21 protein-coding genes and 2 pseudogenes are annotated in these 23,586 nt (G+C 71.1%); 11 read left to right on the plus strand and 12 right to left on the minus strand.

The annotated features are described in order from the left end of the window. Window positions 1–62: 62 nt before the first annotated feature. Window positions 63–5,036 carry an ATP-dependent helicase gene (locus ACZ562_RS33190; protein ID WP_471186942.1) on the minus strand — a complete coding sequence of 1,658 codons (4,974 nt, stop codon included), beginning with the start codon at window positions 5,034–5,036 and terminating at the stop codon, window positions 63–65. A gap of 93 nt (window positions 5,037–5,129) precedes the next feature. Here ACZ562_RS33190 and ACZ562_RS33195 point away from each other — a divergent pair, with 93 nt between their 5' ends. From ACZ562_RS33195 to ACZ562_RS33205, 3 genes are read left to right on the plus strand one after another with little or no spacing between them, the layout of a single operon-like run. After that, window positions 5,130–6,095, plus strand: coding sequence for an AraC family transcriptional regulator (locus ACZ562_RS33195; protein WP_471187096.1), 966 nt, complete (start codon window positions 5,130–5,132; stop codon window positions 6,093–6,095). Next, entirely contained in the window at window positions 5,996–6,784 is a 789-nt protein-coding gene (locus ACZ562_RS33200; RefSeq protein ID WP_471186945.1) for an AzlC family ABC transporter permease, read from the plus strand. The genes ACZ562_RS33195 and ACZ562_RS33200 overlap by 100 nt, the downstream gene beginning before the upstream one ends. Beyond that, window positions 6,781–7,089 carry an AzlD domain-containing protein gene (locus ACZ562_RS33205; RefSeq protein ID WP_471186948.1) on the plus strand — a complete coding sequence of 103 codons (309 nt, stop codon included), beginning with the start codon at window positions 6,781–6,783 and terminating at the stop codon, window positions 7,087–7,089. The genes ACZ562_RS33200 and ACZ562_RS33205 overlap by 4 nt, the downstream gene beginning before the upstream one ends. Before the next feature lie 68 nt (window positions 7,090–7,157). Here ACZ562_RS33205 and ACZ562_RS33210 read toward each other — a convergent pair whose 3' ends face one another. After that, window positions 7,158–8,102, minus strand: a complete 945-nt coding sequence (locus ACZ562_RS33210; RefSeq protein ID WP_471186950.1) for a hypothetical protein — start codon at window positions 8,100–8,102, stop codon at window positions 7,158–7,160. A gap of 79 nt (window positions 8,103–8,181) precedes the next feature. Between ACZ562_RS33210 and ACZ562_RS33215 the strand changes: the two genes are divergently transcribed. Together ACZ562_RS33215 and ACZ562_RS33220 are read left to right on the plus strand one after the other, a co-directional pair. Next, window positions 8,182–8,376 carry a DUF3046 domain-containing protein gene (locus ACZ562_RS33215; protein ID WP_471186953.1) on the plus strand — a complete coding sequence of 65 codons (195 nt, stop codon included), beginning with the start codon at window positions 8,182–8,184 and terminating at the stop codon, window positions 8,374–8,376. A gap of 60 nt (window positions 8,377–8,436) precedes the next feature. After that, the gene (locus ACZ562_RS33220; protein ID WP_471186956.1) at window positions 8,437–9,687 is read left to right on the plus strand and encodes an AI-2E family transporter; all 1,251 of its coding nucleotides are present in this window, start codon (window positions 8,437–8,439) and stop codon (window positions 9,685–9,687) included. A 156-nt stretch (window positions 9,688–9,843) separates the two neighbouring features. On the opposite strand, the pseudogene ACZ562_RS33225 reads toward ACZ562_RS33220, so the two are convergent. After that, window positions 9,844–10,665 (minus strand): annotated as a pseudogene (locus ACZ562_RS33225) (hypothetical protein). 292 nt (window positions 10,666–10,957) lie between these two features. On the opposite strand from ACZ562_RS33225, the gene recA reads away from it, so the two are divergent. From recA to ACZ562_RS33245, 4 genes and pseudogenes are all read left to right on the plus strand, one after another. Further along, complete coding sequence (gene recA, locus ACZ562_RS33230) at window positions 10,958–12,079, plus strand: recombinase RecA (RefSeq protein WP_471186959.1); 1,122 nt, start codon at window positions 10,958–10,960, stop codon at window positions 12,077–12,079. 3 nt (window positions 12,080–12,082) lie between these two features. Beyond that, a complete protein-coding gene (recX, locus tag ACZ562_RS33235) occupies window positions 12,083–12,979 on the plus strand; it encodes a recombination regulator RecX (RefSeq protein ID WP_471186962.1) in 897 nt (298 codons plus the stop codon). A gap of 215 nt (window positions 12,980–13,194) precedes the next feature. Next, a pseudogene (locus ACZ562_RS33240) lies at window positions 13,195–13,397 on the plus strand (FtsX-like permease family protein); the annotation flags it as partial. A gap of 55 nt (window positions 13,398–13,452) precedes the next feature. Continuing rightward, on the plus strand, window positions 13,453–13,578 hold the full coding sequence (locus ACZ562_RS33245) for a hypothetical protein (RefSeq protein ID WP_471186966.1): 126 nt from the start codon (window positions 13,453–13,455) through the stop codon (window positions 13,576–13,578). Between the two features lie 43 nt (window positions 13,579–13,621). On the opposite strand, the gene ACZ562_RS33250 is transcribed toward ACZ562_RS33245, so the two are convergent. The 8 genes from ACZ562_RS33250 to ACZ562_RS33285 all read right to left on the minus strand — a co-directional run bounded on the left by ACZ562_RS33250 (window position 13,622) and on the right by ACZ562_RS33285 (window position 20,035). Then, window positions 13,622–14,023, minus strand: coding sequence for a rhodanese-like domain-containing protein (locus ACZ562_RS33250; RefSeq protein WP_471186969.1), 402 nt, complete (start codon window positions 14,021–14,023; stop codon window positions 13,622–13,624). After that, complete coding sequence (locus ACZ562_RS33255; RefSeq protein ID WP_471186972.1) at window positions 14,020–14,529, minus strand: cupin domain-containing protein; 510 nt, start codon at window positions 14,527–14,529, stop codon at window positions 14,020–14,022. Before ACZ562_RS33255 ends, ACZ562_RS33250 begins: the two co-directional genes overlap by 4 nt. 134 nt (window positions 14,530–14,663) lie before the next feature. Further along, entirely contained in the window at window positions 14,664–14,711 is a 48-nt protein-coding gene (locus ACZ562_RS33260) for a hypothetical protein (RefSeq protein ID WP_309506048.1), read from the minus strand. Window positions 14,712–14,853: 142 nt separating this feature from the next. Then, on the minus strand, window positions 14,854–16,476 hold the full coding sequence (locus ACZ562_RS33265) for an FAD-dependent monooxygenase (RefSeq protein ID WP_471186975.1): 1,623 nt from the start codon (window positions 16,474–16,476) through the stop codon (window positions 14,854–14,856). A 179-nt stretch (window positions 16,477–16,655) separates the two neighbouring features. Next, window positions 16,656–17,555, minus strand: a complete 900-nt coding sequence (locus ACZ562_RS33270; protein WP_471186978.1) for an amino acid ABC transporter permease — start codon at window positions 17,553–17,555, stop codon at window positions 16,656–16,658. After that, window positions 17,552–18,220: an amino acid ABC transporter permease gene (locus tag ACZ562_RS33275; protein WP_471187101.1), complete on the minus strand. Its 669-nt coding sequence runs from the start codon at window positions 18,218–18,220 to the stop codon at window positions 17,552–17,554. Before ACZ562_RS33275 ends, ACZ562_RS33270 begins: the two co-directional genes overlap by 4 nt. Window positions 18,221–18,336: 116 nt before the next feature. Further along, window positions 18,337–19,188, minus strand: coding sequence for a glutamate ABC transporter substrate-binding protein (locus ACZ562_RS33280; protein WP_471186981.1), 852 nt, complete (start codon window positions 19,186–19,188; stop codon window positions 18,337–18,339). A 70-nt stretch (window positions 19,189–19,258) separates the two neighbouring features. Continuing rightward, complete coding sequence (locus ACZ562_RS33285) at window positions 19,259–20,035, minus strand: amino acid ABC transporter ATP-binding protein (RefSeq protein ID WP_471186984.1); 777 nt, start codon at window positions 20,033–20,035, stop codon at window positions 19,259–19,261. 288 nt (window positions 20,036–20,323) lie between these two features. Between ACZ562_RS33285 and ACZ562_RS33290 the strand changes: the two genes are divergently transcribed. Beyond that, a complete protein-coding gene (locus tag ACZ562_RS33290) occupies window positions 20,324–21,010 on the plus strand; it encodes a response regulator transcription factor (RefSeq protein WP_471186986.1) in 687 nt (228 codons plus the stop codon). A 9-nt stretch (window positions 21,011–21,019) separates the two neighbouring features. Next, the gene (locus ACZ562_RS33295) at window positions 21,020–22,405 is read left to right on the plus strand and encodes a sensor histidine kinase (protein ID WP_471186989.1); all 1,386 of its coding nucleotides are present in this window, start codon (window positions 21,020–21,022) and stop codon (window positions 22,403–22,405) included. Here ACZ562_RS33295 and ACZ562_RS33300 read toward each other — a convergent pair. Continuing rightward, window positions 22,395–23,390: a TAXI family TRAP transporter solute-binding subunit gene (locus ACZ562_RS33300; protein WP_471186992.1), complete on the minus strand. Its 996-nt coding sequence runs from the start codon at window positions 23,388–23,390 to the stop codon at window positions 22,395–22,397. The two genes, ACZ562_RS33295 and ACZ562_RS33300, sit on opposite strands and share 11 nt — an antisense overlap. Window positions 23,391–23,586: the final 196 nt, after the last annotated feature.

Genomic DNA, 23,586 nt, shown 5'->3' on the forward strand with positions numbered 1-23,586 from the left:
AAGGGTCGCACGGCCGGCACATGGCGGGAGCGGCTCCCGTGTCCTGTGCGGCGCCGCGGGGTTCACGCCCGCAGACGCAGCCCGCGCGGGGTCGCGATGAAGCCCGCTCCTTCCAGAAGGGCGCCTATGGGAGACGTCAGCGCCGAAGCACCGTTGACCCGCTCGACCGTGACTGTGCCGAGGGATCCTGCCCGGGCGGCCGCGGCGAGGGCCTCCGCCGCCGCTTGGAGGCGTGGGTCGTCGGTGGCCGTGCCGTCCCCGTCGTCCGGGGCCGAAGGCCAGGCCAGGAGGGTCTTGCCGCCGCGCTCCATGTAGAGCGTCAGCTCGCCGTCGACGAGGACCACCAGGGACCCCGCCTTGCGGCCCGGCTTGTGTCCGGCGCCGGTCGGGGGCTCGGGCCAGGGGAGGGCCGCGCCGTACGCGTTCGCGGGGTCGGCCGCGGCGAGGACGACGGCCTGGCCGGACGCGGGAGGACGGGTACGGCCGGCGAAGTCATGGGCGAATCCGGGACCGCCCTGCCGTCCGGGGCCGGGGCCGCCCCGCGGCGCGAAGCTGTCGGCGGTGCCCGGGCCGCCGTCGGTTCCCGGGGCATCCGCGGCGCCGAGGTCCGCGGTCCAGTCGACGTCGGACGCGGAGTCGAAGTCGGATGTGGGGCCGAAGCGGTGAGCCGAGCCCTGGCCGTCGGGCGGGGTGGGGGGTGAACCGAAGGCGTTGGACGGCTTTCCGAAGCTGCGCGAGGTGTTCTCGAAGTTGTCGGCCGTACTACCGAAGCCGGGGGCGGGCAGGGGCTCGCTGCGGTCGCGGGCGTTCGCCACCGCGCGGAGGCGGTCCACCGCGCCGTCCATCGCGAACTGTGCGGCGCCGAGTCCCTCCACGACGTAGCCGCGCCGCGCCTGGCCGCTCTCCTCGAAGGCCGACAGGATGCGGTACGTCGCCGAGAAGCCGCCCTCGACGCCCTCCGCGGAGACCGCTCCCCGAGTCACCACGCCGTGCCGGTCGAGGAGTGTGCGGGCCAGTGCGTGAGCGCGCAGGGTGGAGTCGGCCTCACGTTCCGGGAGCAGGGACCAGCGGCCGGCGACGGTCGGCGGCCCGGTGCGGGAGGCCGTGCGTGCGGCGGCCGTGAGCGAGCCGTAGCGCCCGCGCGGGACCGTGCGCTTGGCGCGGTGAGCGGTGGAGCCCGCGGTGCGGCCCGAACCCAGCAGGGAGCGCATGGGCGCGAGCGTGTCATTGGTGAGACGTCCGGACCAGGCCAGGTCCCAGACGGCGTCGGCCAGATGGGGATCGGTGGCGTCGGGATGGGTGGTGGCGCGGACCTGGTCGGCGATCTGACGGAAGAACAGGCCGTAACCCCCGGAGAGGGCGTCCAGGACGGACTGGTGGAGCGCCGTCAGCTCCAGGGGGTGCGGCGGTGGCAGAAGCAGCGGGGCCGCGTCCGCCAGGTACAGGGAGACCCAGCCGTCCTTGCCGGGGAGCGCCCCCGCTCCGGCCCACACCACCTCGCCGGCGGCGGTGAGTTCGTCGAGCATCGCGGGCGTGTAGTTCGCGACCCGGGACGGCAGGACGAGCTTCTCGAGAGCGGACGCGGGCACGGACGCCCCCTGCAACTGCTCGACGGCACGCACCAGTCCGTCGGCGCCGCGGAGTCCGTGGCCCTTGCCGATGTGCTGCCACTGGGGCAGGAACTGGGCGAGCGCGGCCGGTGGCACCGGCTCCAGTTCGTGCCGCAGGGCGGCGAGGGAGCGGCGACGGAGACGGCGCAGGACCGTCGCGTCGCACCACTCCTGGCCGATGCCCGCCGGGTGGAACTCTCCTTGTACGACACGGCCGCTCGCCGCCAGCCGCTGGAGGGCGCCCTCCGTGACCGCCACGCCCAGGCCGAAGCGAGCCGAGGCCGTGGTCGATGTGATCGGGCCGTGGGTGCGTGCGTAGCGCGCGAGGAGGTCGCCCAGCGGGTCCTTGACGGGCTCCATGAAGGCTTCCGGCACGCCGACCGGCAGCGCCGTGCCCAGCGCGTCGCGCAGACGGCCCGCGTCCTCGATCGCCGCCCAGTGGTCGGCGCCGGCGATCCGGACCCGGATCGTGCGCCTGGCCGAGGCGAGCTCCTGAGCCCACTGCGGCTCGGCGCCCCGTTCGGCCAGCTCGGCGTCCGTGAGCGGGCCGAGCAGCCGCAGCAGGTCGGCGACGCCTTCGACGTCCTTGACGCGGCGGTCCTCGGTGAGCCACTGCAGCTCCCGCTCCAGCTCCGTCAGTACCTCGGCGTCGAGCAGCTCGCGCAGCTCCGCCTGGCCGAGCAGCTCGGCCAGCAGCCGGGAGTCCAGCGACAGGGCGGCGGCGCGGCGCTCGGCGAGCGGTGAGTCTCCCTCGTACAGGAACTGGGCGACGTAACCGAAGAGGAGGGAGCGGGCGAAGGGGGAGGGCTCGGGGGTGGTGACCTCGACGAGACGGACCTTGCGGGATTCGAGGTCGCCCATCAGCTCGACGAGTCCGGGGACGTCGAAGACGTCCTGAAGGCACTCGCGGACCGCCTCCAGCACGATCGGGAACGAGCCGAACTCGCTGGCCACCTGGAGCAGCTGGGAGGCGCGCTGGCGCTGCTGCCACAGCGGGGTGCGCTTGCCCGGGTTGCGGCGCGGCAGCAGCAGCGCGCGGGCGGCGCACTCACGGAAACGGGACGCGAACAGGGCGGAGCTGCCCACCTGGTCGGTGACGACCTGGTCGACATCGCCCTTGTCGAAGACCACGTCGGCCGCGCCGACCGGTGCCTGCTCGGCGTCGTATTCCGTGCCCGGCTTCCCGGGTTCCTGGTCGAGCAGGTCGAAGCCCATGAGGTCGGCGTCCGGCAGGCGCAGCACGATGCCGTCGTCGGCGTGCATGACCTGGGCGTCCATGCCGTACCGCTCGGAGAGTTTGGCGCCGAGTGCCAGCGCCCACGGGGCGTGCACCTGGGCGCCGAACGGGGAGTGCACGACGACCCGCCAGTCGCCCAGCTCGTCGCGGAATCGCTCCACGACGATGGTCCGGTCGTCGGGGACGTGGCCGCAGGCCTCGCGCTGCTCGTCCAGGTAGGACAGGACGTTGTCCGCGGCCCAGGCGTCCAGGCCCGCGGCGAGGAGGCGCAGGCGCGCGTCGTCCTTGGACAGCGAGCCGACCTCACGCAGGAACGCACCCACCGCGCGGCCCAGTTCGAGCGGGCGGCCCAGTTGGTCGCCTTTCCAGAAGGGCAGCCTGCCGGGCACGCCAGGGGCGGGCGAGACGAGGACGCGGTCGCGCGTGATGTCCTCGATGCGCCAGGAGCTGGTGCCGAGCGTGAAGACGTCCCCCACGCGGGACTCGTAGACCATCTCCTCGTCCAGCTCACCGACCCGGCCGCCGCCCTTCTTGGGGTCGGCTCCGGCGAGGAAGACCCCGAACAGCCCTCGGTCGGGGATCGTGCCCCCGGAGGTGACGGCGAGGCGCTGTGCGCCGGGGCGGCCGGTGACCGTGCCGGCGACGCGGTCCCACACCACGCGCGGACGCAGCTCCGCGAAGGCGTCGGAGGGATAGCGGCCGGCGAGCATGTCGAGGACCGCCGTGAACGCCGACTCGGGGAGCGAGGCGAACGGGGCGGCGCGGCGGACGGTGGCGAGCAGGTCGTCGACCTGCCAGGTGTCCAGGGCCGTCATCGCGACGAGCTGCTGCGCCAGGACGTCCAGGGGGTTGGCGGGCACCTTCAGGGACTCGATGGAGCCGGTACGCATCCGCTCGGTGACCACGGCGGCCTGGACGAGGTCACCGCGGTACTTGGGGAAGACCACGCCGGTGGAAACCGCCCCCACCTGGTGTCCCGCGCGGCCGACGCGCTGCAGGCCGGAGGCGACCGACGGCGGGGACTCGACCTGGACGACGAGGTCCACGGCGCCCATGTCGATGCCCAGCTCCAGGCTGGAGGTGGCGACCACGGCGGGCAGGCGGCCGGCCTTGAGGTCCTCCTCGACCAGGGCGCGCTGCTCCTTGGAGACCGAGCCGTGGTGGGCGCGGGCGATGACCGGCGGTGCGCCCTGGGCCGCACCCGAGCCACCCATGAGCTGGGCGGGGGCATGGTGCTCGTCCAGGGCCTCGCCCGTGGCTCGCTCGTAGGCGATCTCGTTGAGTCTGTTGCACAGGCGCTCCGCGAGGCGGCGCGAGTTGGCGAACACGATCGTGGAGCGGTGGGCCTGGACCAGGTCGGTGATCCGTTCCTCCACGTGTGGCCAGATCGACGGCCGTTCCGCGCCCTCGGTGCCGTCGGCGACCGGGGAGCCGCCCAGCTCCCCCAGGTCCTCGACCGGGACGACGACCGACAGGTCGAACTCCTTGCCGGACTTCGGCTGGACGATCTCCACCTTGCGGCGGGGAGAGAGATAGCGGGCGACCTCGTCGACCGGGCGCACCGTCGCCGACAGGCCGATGCGGCGGGCCGGCTTCGGCAGGAGCTCGTCGAGCCGCTCCAGGGAGAGCGCCAGGTGCGCGCCGCGTTTGGTGCCCGCGACCGCGTGCACCTCGTCGAGAATCACCGTCTCCACGCCGGTCAGCGCGTCGCGCGTGGCCGACGTCAGCATCAGGAACAGGGACTCCGGGGTGGTGATCAGGATGTCCGGCGGTCGGGTGGACAGCGCACGGCGCTCCGCGGCCGGGGTGTCGCCCGACCGGATGCCCACCTTCACCTCGGGCTCGGGCAGGCCGAGGCGCACGGATTCCTGGCGAATGCCGGTCAGCGGGCTGCGGAGGTTGCGCTCGACGTCCACGGCCAGGGCCTTGAGCGGGGAGACGTACAGAACGCGGCAGCGTTTCCTGGGGTCGGCGGGTGGCGGTGTCGAGGCCAGCTGGTCGAGGGCGGCGAGGAAGGCGGCCAGGGTCTTGCCGGAGCCGGTGGGGGCCACCACCAGCACGTCAGAGCCCTCTCCGATGGCCTGCCACGCGCCTGCCTGGGCCGCGGTGGGCGCGGAGAAGGCCCCCGTGAACCAGCCGCGGGTCGCGGGGGAGAAGCCGCCGAGGGCTCGGTGTGCGGAGCTGACCATGCGTCCATCCTGCACCCGAGCACTGACAATGACTCTGACCTGCGAGGATGACCTCCTTGTCCGGGAGTGGTCGCCGTGACGGAGAATGACGGCATGGCGGAGTCGGGAACGGAGCGGGCGCGGCACTGGCAGTACGCGGAGCTGCCAGGCGTCGATCTGCTGCGGGCCCGCTACGTCCGGAAGACGTTCGTGCGGCACACGCACGAGAACTTCGTGATCGCCGCCATCGCCGACGGCGCCGAGGTCTTCCATCACCGCGGGGCCGACCAAGTCGCAGGGGCGGGAACGCTCGCGCTGGTCAATCCGGACACCCCCCATACGGGGCGGGCCGCAGTCCCCGAAGGGTGGCGGTACGGGGCCGTGTATCCGTCGCCGGACGTCGTGGCCGAGATCGCGGCCGAGACCACCGCGATACGGGGGACGCCGGGATTCGTCAGGCCGGTGCTCGACGACCCGTACTCGGTGGACCTGGTGCACGAGGTGCTGCGGGCCGCGGACGAGGGCAACGCGCTGGCCGCCGACACGCTGCTGCGGGTCGCGGTGACCAGGCTGCTCCGGCTGAACGGCGGGCGCCTTCCCCAGCGGGACGTGCGGAGCGCCGGAGCACGGACTGCGGCACGCGCGCGTGCCGTGCTGGAGGAACGGATGGCCGAGCCGCCCACCCTGGAGACGCTCGCCGTCGGCCTCGGGACGAGCCCCTTCGCGTTGCTGCGGGCCTTCCGGGACGCCTACGGCATGCCGCCGCACACCTGGCTGACGGATGCCCGGGTGCGCCGGGCTCGGCGGCTGCTGGATGCGGGGACGACGCCCGCCGAGGCGGCCGTCGCCGTGGGGTTCACCGATCAGCCGCACCTCAACCGGCACTTCACCCGGATCGTCGGTGTGCCCCCGGGGGCGTACCAGCGCGAGCGCAAGAACGTACAAGACGCGCGCGGGCGGCTGCTCCTACCGTCCGACGCGTGGCCGAACAAACAACTGTCCCAGACATATGCGCCGACGACGGAGGAAGGCCGGACGCCGCGGTCGTACGCGACGCCCTCGGAGTCGGAGTCGCCGTAGGACTGTCGGGGTTCGCCTTCGGGGTGACCTCGGCCGGCAGCGGCCTCACGGTGCTGCAGACCTGTGCCCTGAGTCTCCTGGTGTTCACCGGCGCGTCCCAGTTCGCCCTCGTGGGCGCGCTCGCGGCCGGTGGCAATCCGCTCACGGCGGCCGCGGGCGCCTTCTTCCTCGGCGTGCGCAACGCCTTCTACGGGCTGCGCCTGTCGCAGTTGCTTGCCCTCCCGCGCGCGGTGCGCCCGTTCGCCGCCCAGTGGGTCATCGACGAGACGACGGCTGTCGCGCTGGCGCAGCCCACCCGGCGCAGCGTGCGGATCGGTTTCGCCGTCACGGGATTCAGCCTCTACGTGCTGTGGAACCTCACCACGCTGCTCGGAGCGCTGGGGGCCGAGGCCATCGGGGACACCGCCGCATGGGGCCTCGACGCGGCCGGGCCCGCCGTTTTCCTCGCGCTGCTCGCGCCGATGCTGAAGACCGCGACCGAGCGGGCCGTGGCCGCTCTGGCTGTTCTCCTGGGGCTCGGTCTGCTGCCCTCCCTCCCGGCCGGGGTGCCGGTTCTGGTGGCCGCGCTCGCGGCGCCCGCCGTCCTGTGGGCACAGGGCCGCCGCGGGCGCGGGACCCGAACACGTGACGGCATAAAGGACACACACCGGGACACACCCGGGCAAGACGTGAACGAGGAAGACCGTTGAACACCTGGATCGCGATCGGCGTGACCGCCCTCGGATGCTACGCCGTCAAGCTCGCCGGGCTGCTGGTGCCCGCGGGCGCCCTTGAGAGGCCTCTCGTCCAGCGGCTGGCCGCTCTGCTGCCCGTGGCCCTCCTTGCCGCGCTCACAGCCCAGCAGACCTTCGCCGACGGGCGCACGCCGGTGCTCGACGCACGGGCCGCGGGGCTTGCCGCGGCTGCCGTGGCGCTCGTCCTGCGGGCACCGTTCCTGCTCGTCGTCGCGGCCGCGGTGGTGGTCACTGCCGGGGTGAGGGCCCTCATGGGCTGACACGGAGGCGCGGGCCGACCGGCCGGAAGAGAGCGGGCCGGTCGGCCTACGGGCATCGGCCCTGGCCGTCACCCCAGGAAGCGGCCGTGTGCCCGCAGTGTGCGCAGGGCCTCGATGGTCACGATGGGGCGTGCCTCCAGGGCGGTGCCCGGGGCCCACTGGCGCCAGCGGATCGGCCAGCCGCCGTCCTCCTGCTGTTCGCTCGCGAGGAAGTCCAGGGAGCGCGCCATCTCGTCGTCCGTGAACCACACGCGCGCGAGGGAGCCCGGCGTCCGCGCGTAGTCGTGCGGGAAGTGGTGCTCGCCGGAGGCGTAACCGGGCGCGACCGGATATGCGTCGAGGCGGTCCGGTTCCAGAGCCGCGAGACGGTGCTCGCGCACCAGCCTGCCTAGCCGGTCGGCGGCCGCCTCCGCGCGGGGGCGGTCGGGAACGGAGTCCAGGAAGGCCACGGCGGCCTCGATCTCGTACGGGTGCGACTCCTGCAGGTGCTCGATCGTGTGCCAGCAGAAATCCGTGGCCCGGAACAGCCAGGCGTGCCACACCTCGTTGCGGTGCAGCATGCCGACCACCGACCCGGTGGCCAGGAGCTCGCTCGGCGGGTCGTCCACGATCGGGACGAACGGTGCCGCCGGGTAGCCGCGCTGGCTGGGGTGGATCGCCGGCAGGGCCCCCTCTGCGGTGGAGACCGAAGTGAGGTAGCGGCACACGCGTTCCACCCGCTGTCCGCCGCAGCGCCCGACGGCGTCGAGGACGCGCAGGGCGTGACCGGTGTGCAGCGGCTGGCTGACCGGGCCGCGCAGATCGGGCTCCAACGCGTGGCCGTACCCGCCGTCCTCGTTGCGATAGGCGTCCAGCGCGGTCTCCACCGGGTCGGCGCCGCCGTTCAGGAAGTGGTATGCGAACAAACGTTGCTCGAGCACGCGCGCGGTGAGCCAGACGAAGTGCTCGGCGCGGAAGAGCGGGGACTGCGCCGGGGGCGTCGGGGGGAGTGGGGAAGCTCCTGTTTCGGCCATGGATCAGACCGTAGGGGCGAAAGCGGTCTCGGCGACGGGTCCCGGCTCAGGCCCACTCTCAGGACGGGATACTGGGGTCATGCGGTTGACGGTTTTCTGGCAGCGGATGGCGGAGCACTTCGGTCCGGGACGCGCCGACACCTTCGCACGCGACCATGTGATGACGGAGCTCGGCGGACGGACGGTGCACGAGGCGCTGGACGCCGGCTGGGACGCCAAGGACGTGTGGCGCGTGGTCTGCACGGTCATGAACGTTCCGGGAGAAAAGCGCTGATCGGTCAAGAAGATCGCAGGGCCGCGGCTGATTGTCGGACGCGTGGGCGAGACTTTCACCGTGGCACCCACTGACGACACCGGGCAGACGGCCCAGCACGCATCTCCGTTCGGCACGACGCCGCCCACCCGGCCCCCGGCCGACGCGGACGGGCCGAACACACGCATGCCGCGCTGGCTGCCGCGCGCCATGGTGCTCGCCCTCGCCCTCTTCGCCGCGTTCCAGCTGGGCAGCTGGGTCTTTCACCAGCTCACCGGCCTGCTGATCAACATCCTCATCGCGTTCTTCCTGGCACTCGCCATCGAGCCCGCGGTGAGCTGGATGGCCTCGCGAGGCATGCGCAGAGGGCTGGCCACCGGCCTGGTCTTCCTCGCCGTGATGGTCGCGGCCGCGGGCTTCGTCACACTGCTCGGGTCCATGCTCGCGGGGCAGATCATCAAGATCGTCGAGGATCTCCCGGACTACCTCGACTCCGTCATCAACTGGATCAACACGCACTTCAACACCGAGCTGAAACGGGTGGACGTCCAGGAGGGGGTGCTCCGCTCCGACTGGCTGCGCAACTACGTGAAGAACAGTGCCAGCGGCGTCCTGGCCGTGTCCGCCCAGGTTCTGGGAGGGCTCTTCCAACTGCTGACGATCACGCTGTTCTCGTTCTACTTCGCCGCGGACGGCCCACGACTGCGCCGTGCGATCTGCTCGGTCCTGCCGCCGGCGAGGCAGGCCGAAGCGCTGCGTGCGTGGGAGATCGCCGTGATCAAGACCGGCGGTTACATCTACTCGCGCGGCCTCATGGCGCTCATCTCCGGAGTGGCGCACTACGTCCTGCTGCAGATCCTGGGCGTGCCCTACGCGCCCGTGCTCGCCGTCTGGGTGGGGCTGGTGTCGCAGTTCATCCCGACCATCGGCACGTATCTGGCGGGCGCCCTGCCCATGCTGATCGCCTTCACGGTCGATCCCTGGTACGCGCTGTGGGTGCTGGTCTTCGTCGTGATCTACCAGCAGTTCGAGAACTACGTGCTGCAGCCCAAGCTCACCTCGAAGACCGTCGACATTCATCCCGCGGTCGCCTTCGGATCGGTCGTCGCGGGCACCGCCCTCCTCGGCGCCGTCGGCGCCCTGGTCGCCATCCCGGCGGTCGCCACGCTGCAGGCGTTCCTGGGGGCGTATGTGAAGCGGTACGCCGTCACCGACGATCCCCGTGTCCACGGCCACCGCAGAGGCGCATCGGGGCCCGGCCTGTTCACCCGCGCGGCGCGGAGGCTGTGGGCACGGCGGCCGGGTGCGGAGAAGTCCGAGGAGGACTCCTGAAGAGCGGCCGGATCCGTACGTGAGCCGGACCAAACACGCGTAGGAGTCGGACCAGCACGCGTAGGAGTCGGACCAGCACGCGTAGGAGTCGGACCAGCACGTGCGTGAGCCGAACCAGCACGCACGCGGGCCCCAGCGAGACACACGCGAGCCGGATCAGTACGTGAGCACGGCCCACACCCCGGCCACGGCGACAGCGGCCACGTAACACCCGACCGCCGCCGCAACGATCCGCCGCCGGACCGCCTCCGTCCAGGACGTGCAGGACAGCAGCCAGGCAGCGCCGGCGGACCAGGACGGCGTGCAGGCCGACACCGTGCACTGGCTCAAGCGGGGCGGTCGAGTGATACGCCGCCTCCTGGCGGCCGGAACGGGCGAGCACGACACCGCGCGCGATCATCGCGGCGCCCGAGGCCGGGGCGACGAGCAGGATCGCGAACCCCGACCGCACCGCGAGCGCCATCCCGGCGGGGCCCTCCGGCCGGTGCCGGAACGACGCGACAGCCAACGCGGTGAGCAGTACCGCGAGGACGCCGCCGCCCACCGCGAGTGTCATGGACACCGCCGCCCGCCGAGCGTCTTCCTGCCGAGATGCGAGGGCACTCGGCGCCACGCATGGAGGGTGATTCCGCCGACCTCCACGACACAGTCGGCGGCGAACACGACGAGCAGGAGCGGGCGCAGCCGCCGCTCCACACGCAGATGCGACGTGATCCATGTGACCGCGACCGGCGGCACCCCGAAGGACAGCCCGAAAGTCACCGGCTTGCGCCAGGAGACGGGCCCGTCCCATGGGCCGCCGTCGACCGTGAAGACCAGCAGGTGGGCGAGGCCGGAGAGGATCAGGAGAAGACCGGTGGCGTGACAGAGCCTGGCCACGGCGGGCCCCACGGCAGGCGCGGTCTGCGCGGCCCTCTCGTTTCCGTGCCGAGAGCCTCGCCGGAACGCCCAGCGCCGCCGGCGTCCGCTCGAAGGCATCCGCCGTACGCCGCGGGGAGTGGGGGGCGGCGGGGTGCGCCGCCCGCCATCAACTCCGCTGCCAGAGCGCGGACGTAGTCTCGGAGGTGCCGCGTGGTGCGCTTGACACGAAAATCGAACATCCATTCATATGGAAGCTCCGGCGAGGCCCTCGACGGGCGTTTCACCACGTTTTCGGTGGAGAAGTGCCCGAGTTATCCACAGGCCGGACGGGCGTCGGGGCGCATTGTCAGTGGCAGGCGTTAGCGTCTTTGACGTGAAGCGATCGACTCAAGCACACCGGGTGGAACCCATGGCAGGAACCGACCGCGAGAAGGCCCTCGATGCCGCGCTCGCACAGATTGAACGGCAATTCGGCAAGGGCGCGGTCATGCGCATGGGCGAGCGGTCGAACGAGCCCATCGAGGTCATCCCGACCGGGTCGACCGCGCTCGACGTGGCCCTCGGCGTCGGCGGCCTTCCGCGCGGCCGCGTCGTGGAGATCTACGGACCGGAGTCTTCCGGTAAGACCACGCTGACCCTGCACGCGGTGGCGAACGCGCAGAAGGCCGGCGGCCAGGTCGCCTTCGTCGACGCGGAACACGCTCTCGACCCCGAGTACGCACGCAAGCTCGGCGTCGACATCGACAACCTGATCCTCTCCCAGCCGGACAACGGCGAGCAGGCCCTGGAAATCGTGGACATGCTGGTCCGCTCCGGCGCCCTCGACCTCATCGTCATCGACTCCGTCGCCGCGCTCGTCCCGCGCGCGGAGATCGAAGGCGAGATGGGTGACAGCCACGTCGGTCTGCAGGCCCGACTGATGAGCCAGGCGCTGCGGAAGATCACCAGCGCGCTCAACCAGTCCAAGACCACCGCGATCTTCATCAACCAGCTCCGCGAGAAGATCGGCGTGATGTTCGGCTCCCCGGAGACCACGACCGGTGGCCGGGCGCTGAAGTTCTACGCCTCGGTGCGCATCGACATCCGCCGCATCGAGACCCTGAAGGACGGCACGGAGGCGGTCGGCAACCGCACCCGCTGCAAGGTCGTCAAGAACAAGGTCGCGCCGCCCTTCAAGCAGGCCGAGTTCGACATCCTCTACGGCCAGGGCATCAGCCGTGAGGGCGGCCTGATCGATATGGGCGTGGAGCACGGCTTCGTCCGCAAGGCAGGCGCCTGGTACACGTACGAGGGCGACCAGCTCGGCCAGGGCAAGGAGAACGCGCGCAACTTCCTCAAGGACAACCCCGACCTGGCCAACGAGATCGAGAAGAAGATCAAGGAGAAGCTGGGCGTCGGCGTACGTCCGGAGGAGCCGGCCGCCGAGCCGGGCGCGGATGCCGTGGTCTCCGCCCCCGCCGACGACGCCAAGACGGTGCCGGCCCCGGCGGCCAAGGCAGCCAAGACCAGGGCCGCGGCGGCCAAGAGCTGATCCGTGACACGGCGAACCGACTGGGCCGAGTACGCCGCCGCCTACCCGGGTGTTCCGCAGGCGCGGGGGAGCGGAGGCGACGAGGGCTTCGAACGGGACGGCGGCGGTTGGCCGGACGGCGGCTCGCACCGCGGTGAACCTGCGGGCCGCCGCCGAGGTGATGCGGCGGGCAGCCGTCGAGGTGAATCCGCGGACCGGCAGCACGGTGCAGAAGGGTTCGGCCCGCACCCGGATGAGGGCGCGGGCGGTGGCGACCGGCTCCATGGCGACCGCGGTCCACGCGATGGGAGCGGCTCACGCGGTGGCCGCGGGCGCCGTCGGCGTGGCTTCGGCGAGCGGACCGGTGAGGACGGGGGCTCCGCCTTCTCGTCGAGGGCCGAGAAGACGGAGTCCCCAGGGGACCCGGTCGAGCAGGCACGGGCGATCTGCCTGCGCCTGCTCACCGGGACCCCGCGCACGCGCAGGCAACTCGCGGACGCGCTGCGCAAACGGGAGATTCCGGAGGACGCGGCCGAGGAGGTGCTGTCTCGGTTCGAGGAGGTCGGCCTGATCAACGACAGTGCGTTCGCGGACGCCTGGGTGGAGTCCCGGCACCACGGCCGGGGACTGGCCCGGCGCGCGCTCGCCCAGGAGCTGCGGACCAAGGGCGTCGACTCCACGCTGATCGACGAGGCCGTCTCGCAGCTCGACTCCGAACGGGAGGAGGCGACCGCGCGCGAACTCGTCGCCCGCAAGTTGCGCTCCACCCGCGGTCTCGACCGGGACAAGCGGTTGCGCCGCCTCGCCGGGATGCTCGCCCGCAAGGGCTACTCCGAGGGCATGGCCCTGCGGGTGGTCCGGCAGGCGCTGGAGGAGGAGGGCGAGGAGGACACGGAGTTCCTCGGCGACGAGGGGTTCTGAACGGCGTGGGATCTCGAGCCCGCCGACAGCGGACTCGACTCCCTCCCCGCTGTCTCCCTTGCTGTCCGGTCTCCCAGAGCCCAGGTGGGGACTCCCTGCTGAAGACGCCGGGGCACCGCTGTGCACAGCGACCTGTGCGCACGCGACTGTGTCCGCATGTCAACCGCCTCCGGTCCCGGCCCTCACGAGCCCGTCGAGCTCTCCGAGCCAGGGACGCCGCCGGCTCGCTCCAGGCCGAGCGTCGGCAGGCCAACGCCGAGGTCGACTACCCGGCCATGGGTCTCGTCCTGGCCTTCACGGCCGTGGCCGTGGTCAACTCGCTCGCCATGTCGATCGCCGAGCGTGTCCGGGAGTTCGCGCTGCTCCGCCTCGCGGGGGCCACGCGGCGCAGGTGCTCCGGATGCCGCGTACCGAGGCCTACGGCCGCTTCTCCGCCAAGGCCGCCAACCGCCACGGACACCGGTGAGCTGGCGGTGACGAACGCCATCGCCCTGCTGCGCAAGGAGGAGACCGAGAGGGTCGCCGGACGCACGGGTACGAGTGGTCACCAGGAGCAACGCGGACACGGCTCGCTCTCCTGCGCGCCGGACGACCACTGATCTCGTGGACGGAGCCCTGCGACGTCATCCCCGAGGCAGCCGCCTACGACGTCACCGGAAGCCCCGCCGCCTTCCACGCCTGGAACCCGCCGACCAGGTCGGTGGCCCGGTGCAGCCCCAGCTGATGAAGGGAGGCGGCCGCCAGGCTGGAGGCGTAGCCCTCGTTGCAGATCACGACGACACGCAGGTCGTGGCTGGTCGCCTCGGGGGCGCGGTGACTGCCCTGGGGGTCGAGGCGCCACTCCAGCTCGTTGCGTTCGATGACAAGGGCGCCGGGGATGAGGCCGTAGCGGTCGCGCAGGGCGGCGTAGCGGATGTCGACCAGGACGGCCTCGCCCGTCGCGGCGGCGTCGTACGCCTCGCGAGGTTCGATCCGCTCGTACGACTCGCGCACCCGCTCCAGCAAGTCGTCGATGCCCAGCGGGCGTTCGTTCCCGCTGCTCACTGCCAGTCCTCCGGGCGCTCCACCTGCTCCAGCCGCAGGACCTGTCCGCTGCGGCTGTAGCGGCGGATCTGCGGCAGGGGCGGGTAGTAGGCGTGGACGGAGACGGCGTGCCGGTCGGCTGACTCGTTGAGCACCTCGTGCACGTGGTGGCGGCCGAAGGCGCGGCCCTTGCCGGCCGGCAGCCGGCGTTCCCGGTCCACCCCGTCGGTGAGTTCCAGGGTCTTCCAGCCGTCCGCGGGCAGCCGGGCGGCGAGCGAGTACTCCTTGAGCTCACCCACCGCTGTCATAAACGCGCCGACCGACTCGGCGTGGTCGTGCCATCCGGTGCCCGTGCCGGGCGGCCAGCCGATCAGCCAGGCCTCGCTGCCGCCGGGCCCCTCCAGACGCACCCAGGTGCGGCCCTCCGGGTCGAGCGGAAGCGAGGCGATGAGCTCGGCGTCGGCGGCCGTACGCCGTACGAAGTCGAGGAGGTCGGCCTGGGCCGGCCCGGCAGCCGCGACGGACACGGAAGCAGATGAAGACACAGCAGATGAAGAAACAGTGGGGGATGAAGACAACGGGCACCGTCCTGAGAAGGATTCGCGTGAGCGCGCGACAGCAGCACAGAAGCCGCGCGCGGGTGAGAAGCGGGGATGCGAGTTCAGCAGGACGGACGACACACACAGCCCGCATAGCGGACGAGGTCCATATGGACCCTCCGCCACAGGCGCACACAGGTGTCGGTCACGATCCGGAGTACACCATGGCGGTGGTGACCGGTCAACTCACCGTCACCATGTGGACAGCACGGTGACGGTGAGTATGACTCTTCAGCGCGGCCCGGCCGTATCTCAGCGCGCCCCGGCCGTCGCCTCCACACCGGCCTCGGCCGGCCCCCCGAGCGCGGCCTCCGCCGCCGCGTACAGGTCGGCCGGGCGTACCCCGCTGAGCGCCGTGACCAGGTGACCGTCGGGCCGGACCAGGAGGACGGTGTGCGGGGCGGCGCCGGGGTAGTTCTCGGCGACGAGCAGTTCGGCGGGCTTCGGCAGTGCCGTCACCGCCGCCGCGAGCCGGGGCATGATGCCGGCGGTCACCCAGTGCTTGCGCTCCCACACGCCTGTGCCCGGCGCGATCAGCACCACCAGCAGCGCGCCGCGGCCGAGCCGCTCCCGCAGCCGTACGAAGGAGCCGTCCTCCGCCGTGACCCGCACATCCACTACCGGCGCGCCGGGGAGCGTGGCCACGGGGGTCTCTCCCTCGAGGTGCCGGGGGGTGAGCACCGAGTCGGCGTACGCCCCCGGCGCACCCAGCACTCCGCGCCCCAGATGACCGTCCGTGAGCAGCGCGTCGTGGCCGCGGGCCGAGCCGCGGACGTACCCGCGCAGGCCTCCGCCGCCGCGCAGCAGGGGCAGCGCCTGGTCCGCGGCGCGCAGGCGGGCCGCCACGACCGCCCGCCGCTCCGTCTGATAGCTGTCGAGGAGTGCCTCGTGCGGCCCGTGATGCCAGGCCAGGGCCAGCTTCCAGGCGAGGTTGTCGGCGTCCCGCAGCCCCTCGTCGAGCCCCTGCGTGCCGAGCGCGCCTAGCAGGTGTGCCGCGTCACCGGCGAGAAAGACCCGGCCGGCACGCCAACGCCGGGCAAGCCGGTGGTGCACGGTGTGGACGCCGGTGTCGAGGAGTTCGTACGGCGGGGTCGGTCCCCCGGTCCAGCCCGCCAGCGTCTCGCGGATGCGGGCCACCAGCAGTTCGGGCGTGACCAGGTCCTTGCCCGGCGGCAGCAGCCAGTCCAGGCGCCAGAGCCCGCCGGCCAGGGGGCGTCCGGTGATCTCCCCGGCTGAGGGGCCGGAGGTGCGCCAGGGCGGCATCCGGTGCAGCAACGCCTTGTCGGGCCAGGGTAGTTCGGCGCGCAGGGCGGCGACGGCGTGCCGCTCCACCGCCGTACGGCCCGGGAAACGGATGTCCTGGAGCTTGCGCACGGTCGAGCGCGGGCCGTCGCAGCCGACCAGGTAACTGCCGCGCCACCAGGTTCCCTTGGGGCCGCGGGTGTGGGCGGTGACGCCCGAGGGCTCCTGCTCGACCGAGTCGAGGCGGCTGTCCACGGCGATCTTGACGAGCCGCTCGCCGGCCAGGGCCGTGCGCAGGGCCCCGGTCAGTACGTGCTGGGCGATGTGCAGGGGCGGAGTGTCTGTGTGCGGCGAGGCCGGGTCGGTGTCGTCGAACGTGATCTCGCGCATCACCTGTTTGCGGCGCATCGACAGCCATCCGGCCCAGCGCGCGCCGGCCTCAGCGAGCGGCACGCCGGTCAGGCGTTCCACGAGGGCGGCGGTGTCCTCGCGCAGCACGACGGTGCGGGCCGGGCGCGGTTCGTCTTTGCCCGGTCCCTCGTCGAGGACGACGCACGGGACCTCCTGGCGCGCCAGCGCGAGGGCGAGCGTGAGCCCGACGGGCCCCGCCCCGATGATGATCACCGGGTCCACGGCGCGGCGCCCCCTGCCCGCGGTGGCGTCCTGAGGGACGTGTGTGAACAGGAAGTTTGAGCAGGGTGCACGATCACAGAACGTATGCAACCCATTGGCGGTGTTTGCGTCAAGCGACGGAGGCAGTGGCGATCATGCCACTGCCTCCGTGCGTTCTTGCGACTTGACTGATCATCAGATCATGTCGCCGCACCGCTCCCAAAGCCGCCGCCCACCGCGGCCGGGTTGACCTCCACCGTGTCCTCGCTGAGGACCGCGCCGGTGCTCCGCTTGCTGCGGCGCAGCCTGCCCTCCAGCCAGCTCGCGAAGCTGGTGAGGATGAAGTTCAGCACGATGTAGATGATCGCCACCACGATGAAGCTGGGGATGACGTTGGCGTAGTTGGCCGCCAGCGTGCTGCGCGCGTTCAGCAGCTCGGTGAACCCGATCATCACGCCGCCCAGCGCGGTGTCCTTCACGATGACCACGAGCTGGCTGACGATGGCCGGCAGCATCGCCGTGACCGCCTGCGGGAGCAGGATGCTGCTCATCGTCTGGCCCTTGCGCAGACCGACGGCAAAGGCGGCCTCCGTCTGCCCCCTGGGCAGCGAGAGGATGCCGGCCCGCACGATCTCGGCGAGGACCGAGGCGTTGTAGAGCACCAGGCCGGTGACGACCGCGTACAGAGGCCGTTCTTCGCTGGTGACGCTCCCGGAGCGGGCGTAGACCTCGTTGGCGAACAGCATCAGCAGCAGCACCGGGATCGACCGGAAGAACTCGACCACAACTGCGGCCGGGACCCGCACCCACCGATGGTCGGACATGCGCGCGATGCCGAAGACAGCGCCCAGCGGGAGCCCGATGGCCATGGAGAGCGCCGCGGCCTTGAGCGTGTCGGCGAGGCCCGGCAGCAGATAGGTCGTCCACGCCTCGGACGTGGTGAACGGCTCCCACAGGGCCCACTTCAGCTGCCCCTTGTCGTCCATCGTCCGCCACACCCACCACAGCAGGAGGGCGAGCAGGACGACGAAGAGCACCGAGAGGAGTACGTTGCGCCGCTTGGCCCGGGGGCCCGGGGCGTCGTAGAGGACGGAGGTCATCGCTTCACCGCCAGTCGCTTGCTCAGCCAGCCGAGGATGAGTCCGGTCGGCAGGGTCAGTACCACGAACCCGAGGGCGAAGACCGCGCCGATGGCCAGCGTCTGGGCCTCGTTCTCGATCATCTCCTTCATCAGGTAGGCGGCCTCGGCCACGCCGATCGCGGCCGCCACGGTGGTGTTCTTGGTCAGCGCGATCAGGACGTTGGCCAGCGGGCCGATGACCGAGCGGAAGGCCTGCGGCAGGATGATCAGCCGCAGGACCTGGCTGAAGCTCAGCCCGATGGCGCGTGCCGCCTCGGCCTGTCCGACCGGCACGGTGTTGATGCCGGAGCGCAGCGCCTCACACATGAACGCCGAGGTGTAGGCGATGAAACCGAGCACTGCGAGCCGGAAGCCCTGCACCTTGAAGTCGTCGGCCGCGCCCATCGTCACACCGAAGATGTCAGCGAGGCCGAGCGAGGTGAAGACGATGATGACGGTCAGGGGGATGTTCCGGATGATGTTCACATAGGCGGTGCCGAACCCGCGCATGAGTGGGACCGGGCTGACCCGCATCGCGGCCAGCAGTGTGCCCCAGACAAGGGAGCCGAGGGCGGAGATGGCGGTGAGTTTCACCGTCATCCAGAACGCCCCGAGGACGTCGTAACCTTCAAGAAAGTCGAACACGATCTCCCGCGCTTCCGCGTGTTTGGCGTACGAGAAGGGCATGGCACGCCGCCGCCCTGATCGCGGCGGGCGGCGGCGCCCATGGAACCCTGCGTTGCTTGGCCCAGGGCCTCGCGTTACTTGACGATGTTGCCGATCGTCGGCGCCTGCTCGTTCTTGTAGTTCGCCGGGCCGAAGTTCGCGTCGACCGCCTTCTCCCAGGAGCCGTCGCTGACCATCTTCTTGAGGGCGTCGTTGATCTTGTTCAGGGTCGCGGTGTCGCCCTTCTTCACACCGATGCCGTAGTTCTCGTTGCTCAGCTTGAGGCCGGCGAGCTTGAACTGGCCCTTGTACTTGTCCTGCGCGGCGAAGCCCGCGAGGATCGAGTCGTCGGTGGTCACGGCGTCCACGGCACCGCTCTGCAGGCCGGCGATGCACTCCGAGTAGCCGCCGTACTCACGCAGCTGGGCCTTCGGAGCGATCGTCTCCTTGACGTTCTGCGCAGAGGTGGAGCCGGTCACGGAACACAGCTTCTTGCCGTTGAGGTCCGTGCCCTTGGAGATGTCCGAGTCCTTCTTGAGCAGCAGGTCCTGGTGGGCCAGCAGGTAGGGGCCGGCGAAGTCGACCTTCTGCTTGCGCTCGTCGGTGATCGAGTAGGTGGCCGTGATGAATTTGACGTCGCCGCGGTCGAGCGCGTTCTCACGGTCGGCGCTCTTGGTCTCGACGAACTCGATCTGGTTGGGCTCGTAGCCGAGCTGCTTGGCCACGTAGGTCGCCACGTCCACGTCGAAGCCGGAGAAGGACCCGTCCGGCTCCTTCAGGCCCAGACCGGGCTGGTCGTACTTGATACCGATCTTGATCTTGCCGCCGCCTGCGCCGGCGCTGGCACCGGAGTCGGAGTCCTTGCTGTCGTCGCCACCGCACGCGGTGGCGGACAGGGCGAGTGCGAGCACGGCGGCCGAGGCGGCGGTGACCTTGCGGAGCTTCATGGTGAACATCCTTTGGGGTGATGAAGGGATGCGGGCCCGTCGGTGACGGAAGGGACAGACGATCGGACGATCAGTGGTGCAGGATCTTCGACAGGAAGTCCTTGGCGCGGTCGCTGCGCGGATTGTTGAAGAACTGGTCCGGCACAGCCTCTTCGACGATGCGACCGTCCGCCATGAACACCACACGGTTCGCGGCCGAACGGGCGAAGCCCATCTCATGGGTGACGACGATCATGGTCATGCCGTCGCGGGCGAGCTGCTGCATGGCCTCCAGGACCTCGTTGATCATCTCCGGGTCGAGAGCCGACGTCGGCTCGTCGAAGAGCATGACCTTGGGGTCCATGGCCAGCGCCCGCGCGATGGCTACCCGCTGCTGCTGACCGCCGGACAGCTGAGCGGGGTACTTGTCGGCCTGGGTGCCCACGCCGACCCGGTCGAGGAGGGCGCGGGCCTTTTCCTCGGCCTTCTTCTTGGGGGTCCTGCGGACCTTGATCTGGCCCAGCATCACGTTCTCGAGCACGGTCTTGTGTGCGAACAGATTGAAGGACTGGAAGACCATTCCCACGTCTGCGCGCAGCCGGGCCAGACCCTTGCCCTCCTGAGGCAGGGGCTTGCCGTCGATCGCGATCGTGCCGGAGTCGATCGTCTCCAGGCGGTTGATGGTGCGGCACAGTGTGGACTTCCCGGACCCGGAGGGTCCGATGACCACGACGACCTCGCCGCGTGAGATCGTCAGATCGATGTCCTGGAGTACGTGCAACGCGCCGAAGTGCTTGTTGACGCTCTTCAGGACGACCAGTTCGCCGGTCGCGGCCAAGTCTTCCTTGGCCACCGATACTTCGGTCATCGCTCTCAGGCTCCGTCCTCCTCGGTTTCGGAGGACAGTAGTAACCCCGTCACACCGGCGTCATTACATCTGAGGGGAATCTGAGCATCACGTTCCGATAGCGATCGGACACGTGTCGTAGCGGTCGTCGCGAGGGCGCGTATCGGCCGGATAACGGAAGCGCCCGGCAACCGGAACCCGCTTGACTCCGTCGTCGTCCATCAGCGTGACTGCCATGGTGCACGCGCGCGTGCACGCGTCTTGTCTACACATGGACAGCGTACGACTGATGAACCGAAGGGGGCCGGGATGAGACTCCTCCTCGTCGAGGACGACAACCACGTTGCCGCCGCGCTGTCCGCGATCCTGGCGCGGCACGGCTTCCACGTCACGCACGCCCGCAGCGGCGAGGAGGCCCTCCGTGCGCTCGTCCCCGAAGGCGCCGGCTTCGGCGTGGTCCTCCTCGACCTGGGCCTGCCCGACCAGGACGGCTACGAGGTCTGCGGCAAGATCCGCAAGCGCACCGGCATCCCAGTGATCATGGTGACCGCGCGCTCCGATGTCCGCTCCCGCATCCACGGCCTCAACCTCGGAGCGGACGACTACGTCGTGAAGCCGTACGACACCGGAGAGCTGCTCGCCCGGATCCATGCCGTCAGCCGGCGCACCGTCCACGAGGAGGCCGGTGCGGGCGCGGACGCCGCGCTGCGCCTCGGTTCCGTCACCATCGAGCTGCCCACCCGGCAGGTCAGTGTGGAGGGCACGGTCATCCAGCTGACCCGCAAGGAGTTCGACCTCCTCGCCCTGCTCGCCCAGCGCCCGGGAGTGGTCTTCCGCCGGGAGCAGATCATCAGCGAGGTGTGGCGCACCAGTTGGGAAGGAACCGGGCGCACTCTGGAGGTGCACGTCGCGTCCCTGCGCGCCAAGCTGCGCATGCCCGCCCTGATCGAGACCGTACGCGGCGTCGGCTACCGGCTCGTCGCCCCGTCCTCGTAGCGGGGACGGGTGCGCACACGTCTCCTCCCCCTGCTCATCGTCCTGATGGCGGCCGTTCTGCTCGCCCTCGGCGTCCCGCTCGCCGTCAGCGTGGCCGCGGCCCAGCAGCAGAAGGTGGTCGTCGACCGGATCGACGACACGGCGCGCTTCGCGGCCCTCGCCCAGTTCGTCACCGACCACGGTCCGGACGAGCGCAAGGACACCCTGAGCCGTGAACTCGCCAGCTATCACGAGGTCTACGGCATCAGGGCCGGCGTCTTCTACGGCAACGCCACGCCCATGGCCCACGCGCCGACGACCTGGTCCCTCCCCGAGACGGGAGAAGTCCGCGACGCCTTCAAGGAGGCGCTGCTCAGCCGCCGCAGCCACGATCCGAAGCAGGTGTGGCCCTGGCAGCGCAACCGGCTGGTCGTCGCCTCGCCGGTCATCAGGGACGGTGACGTCGTCGCGGTCGTCGTCACCGACTCGCCCACCGGACACATGCGTTCGCGGATCCTGCACGGCTGGCTGGTCGTCGGCGCGGGCGAGATCGCCGCGATGCTGCTGGCCGTCGGCGCTGCCCTGCGGCTGACCGGCTGGGTCCTCAGACCGGTGCGTGTCCTCGACGCCACCACCCACGACATCGCCACCGGCCGGCTCAAGTCCCGCGTCGCGGCCGCCGGCGGACCCCCGGAACTCAGGCGCCTGGCCCGGTCGTTCAACGAGATGGCGGACAACGTCGAGGACGTCCTGGAGCAGCAGCGCGCCTTCGTCGCCGACGCCTCGCACCAGCTGCGCAACCCGCTCGCGGCGCTCCTGCTGCGCATCGAGCTGCTCGCCTTCGAACTCCCCGAGGGCAACAAGGAGATCGCCTCCGTCCAGACCGAGGGCAAGCGCCTTGCCCAGGTTCTGGACGACCTGCTCGACCTGGCCCTGGCCGAGCACGCCGAGGCCGACCTGAGGATCACCGACATCGGCGCGCTCACCGCCGAGCGGGTCGCGGCCTGGGCGCCGACCGCCGCGGCCAAGGGCGTGCGGCTGGTGGGCGACTGCCCGCCCACCACCGCCTGGGCCGACCCGGTCACGCTGTCCAGCGCCCTGGACGCGGTGATCGACAACGCGGTGAAGTTCACGCCGAACGACGAGAGCGTCGAGGTCACGGTCGCCTCGAACGCCGGAACCTCGACCATCGTGGTCACCGACAACGGCCCCGGCCTGACCGACGAGGAGCTCTCCCGCGTCGGCGACCGCTTCTGGCGCAGCGGCCGCCACCAGAACATCAAGGGCTCAGGCCTCGGCCTGTCCATCTCCCGGGTGCTGCTGGCGGCCGGCGGCGGCTCGATCTCGTACGGCCATCACGAGCCGCACGGGCTGACCGTGACGGTGACGGTGCCCCGCAGCCGCGCTACGGCTTGACGGACCGGTAGTAGCGCCGGGCGCCCTCGTGCAGGGCCAGCGGGTCGGTGTAGATCGCCGTGCGTACGTCGACCAGCTGGGCCGAGTGCACGTGCGCGCCGATGCCGTCACGGCTCCTGATCACGGTCCGGGTCACCCACTCGGTGAGCCGGGGATCCATGTCCTTGCGCGTCATCAGCAGGTTGGACACCGCCATCGTCGGCACCGTGGACCCCTGCTGCACCTCGGGATAGGCGGACTCCGGCATGTTGGTGGCGCGGTAGTAGCTGGTCGGTCCGCCCTGGAAGTGCAGCTTGGCGACCAGATCGGCCTTTATCGGCACAAACCGGAAGCCGGTGGAATCGGCTACCTTCTTCAGGCCCGCCGTGGGCAGCCCGCCCGACCAGAAGAACGCGTCGATCTCGTGCCCCAGCCGCTTCGGCCCGACGTCGATGCCCTCGGCGGAGGGCGTGATGTCCTTCTCCGGGTCGATGCCCGCCGCCCTGAGCACCCGGTCGGCGATCAGCCGCACACCCGAACGCAGCAGCCCTATGGCCACCCGCTTGCCCCGCAGGTCGGCGACGGAGCGGATGTCCGAGTCCTTCGGAACGACAAGCTGCACGTAGTCGTCGTACAGCCGGGCGACACCGCGCAGCCGGCCGGTACTGGCGGGGTGCAGAGCCTCGTACGTCTCCACTGCGTCGGCCGCGGCGATGGTGAAGTCGGTCGTCCCGTTCGCCACGCGCCGAACGTTCTCCTGCGAGCCGGCGCTGGTCAGCAGCTTCACCTTGAGGTTCGGCATGGACTTGGCGAGCGCGGTGCGCAGACGCTCGCCGTACTCGTGGTAGACCCCGGCGCGCGTTCCCGTGCTGAAAGTGATCGTCCCGCTCGGCGGAGCCTCGCCCAGGGGCAGCAGCCACCACAGGAGAAGCCCGAAGGCGACGAGGCCGGCGGCCGCACCCTGCAGGGCCCGGCGCCTGCCGATACGGGGGAACACCTTGGACATACGCGCGATCCTGCCAGCCCGCGGCCCGTGCTGACCAGGGCGGAGGTCACAGGCGGGGATGCCGGAGGCGGGAGTCGCGGTGGGTGGGGCGGGTCTGTCAGAGGTCGTCGCTAGTGCCGCGTCACCCAAGGTTCGCCCCGTCGCGAGGCCCGGCACGCTCCCCCCACTGCCTCAAGGGCGTGAGAGGTGCCCCCAC

It is taken from the genome of Streptomyces sp. NPDC040410, assembly GCF_055595715.1.

Coding starts and splice junctions, on each gene's coding strand:
- ACZ562_RS33270 (WP_471186978.1), bottom strand. CDS start 17,555: ATGACCTCCGTCCTCTACGACGCCCCGGGCCCCCGGGCCAAGCGGCGC.
- ACZ562_RS33285 (WP_471186984.1), bottom strand. CDS start 20,035: ATGACCGAAGTATCGGTGGCCAAGGAAGACTTGGCCGCGACCGGCGAA.
- ACZ562_RS33280 (WP_471186981.1), bottom strand. CDS start 19,188: ATGAAGCTCCGCAAGGTCACCGCCGCCTCGGCCGCCGTGCTCGCACTC.
- ACZ562_RS33210 (WP_471186950.1), bottom strand. CDS start 8,102: ATGGCCGAAACAGGAGCTTCCCCACTCCCCCCGACGCCCCCGGCGCAG.
- ACZ562_RS33190 (WP_471186942.1), bottom strand. CDS start 5,036: ATGGTCAGCTCCGCACACCGAGCCCTCGGCGGCTTCTCCCCCGCGACC.
- ACZ562_RS33300 (WP_471186992.1), bottom strand. CDS start 23,390: ATGTCCAAGGTGTTCCCCCGTATCGGCAGGCGCCGGGCCCTGCAGGGT.
- ACZ562_RS33195 (WP_471187096.1), top strand. CDS start 5,130: ATGGCGGAGTCGGGAACGGAGCGGGCGCGGCACTGGCAGTACGCGGAG.
- recA (WP_471186959.1), top strand. CDS start 10,958: ATGGCAGGAACCGACCGCGAGAAGGCCCTCGATGCCGCGCTCGCACAG.
- ACZ562_RS33215 (WP_471186953.1), top strand. CDS start 8,182: ATGCGGTTGACGGTTTTCTGGCAGCGGATGGCGGAGCACTTCGGTCCG.
- ACZ562_RS33290 (WP_471186986.1), top strand. CDS start 20,324: ATGAGACTCCTCCTCGTCGAGGACGACAACCACGTTGCCGCCGCGCTG.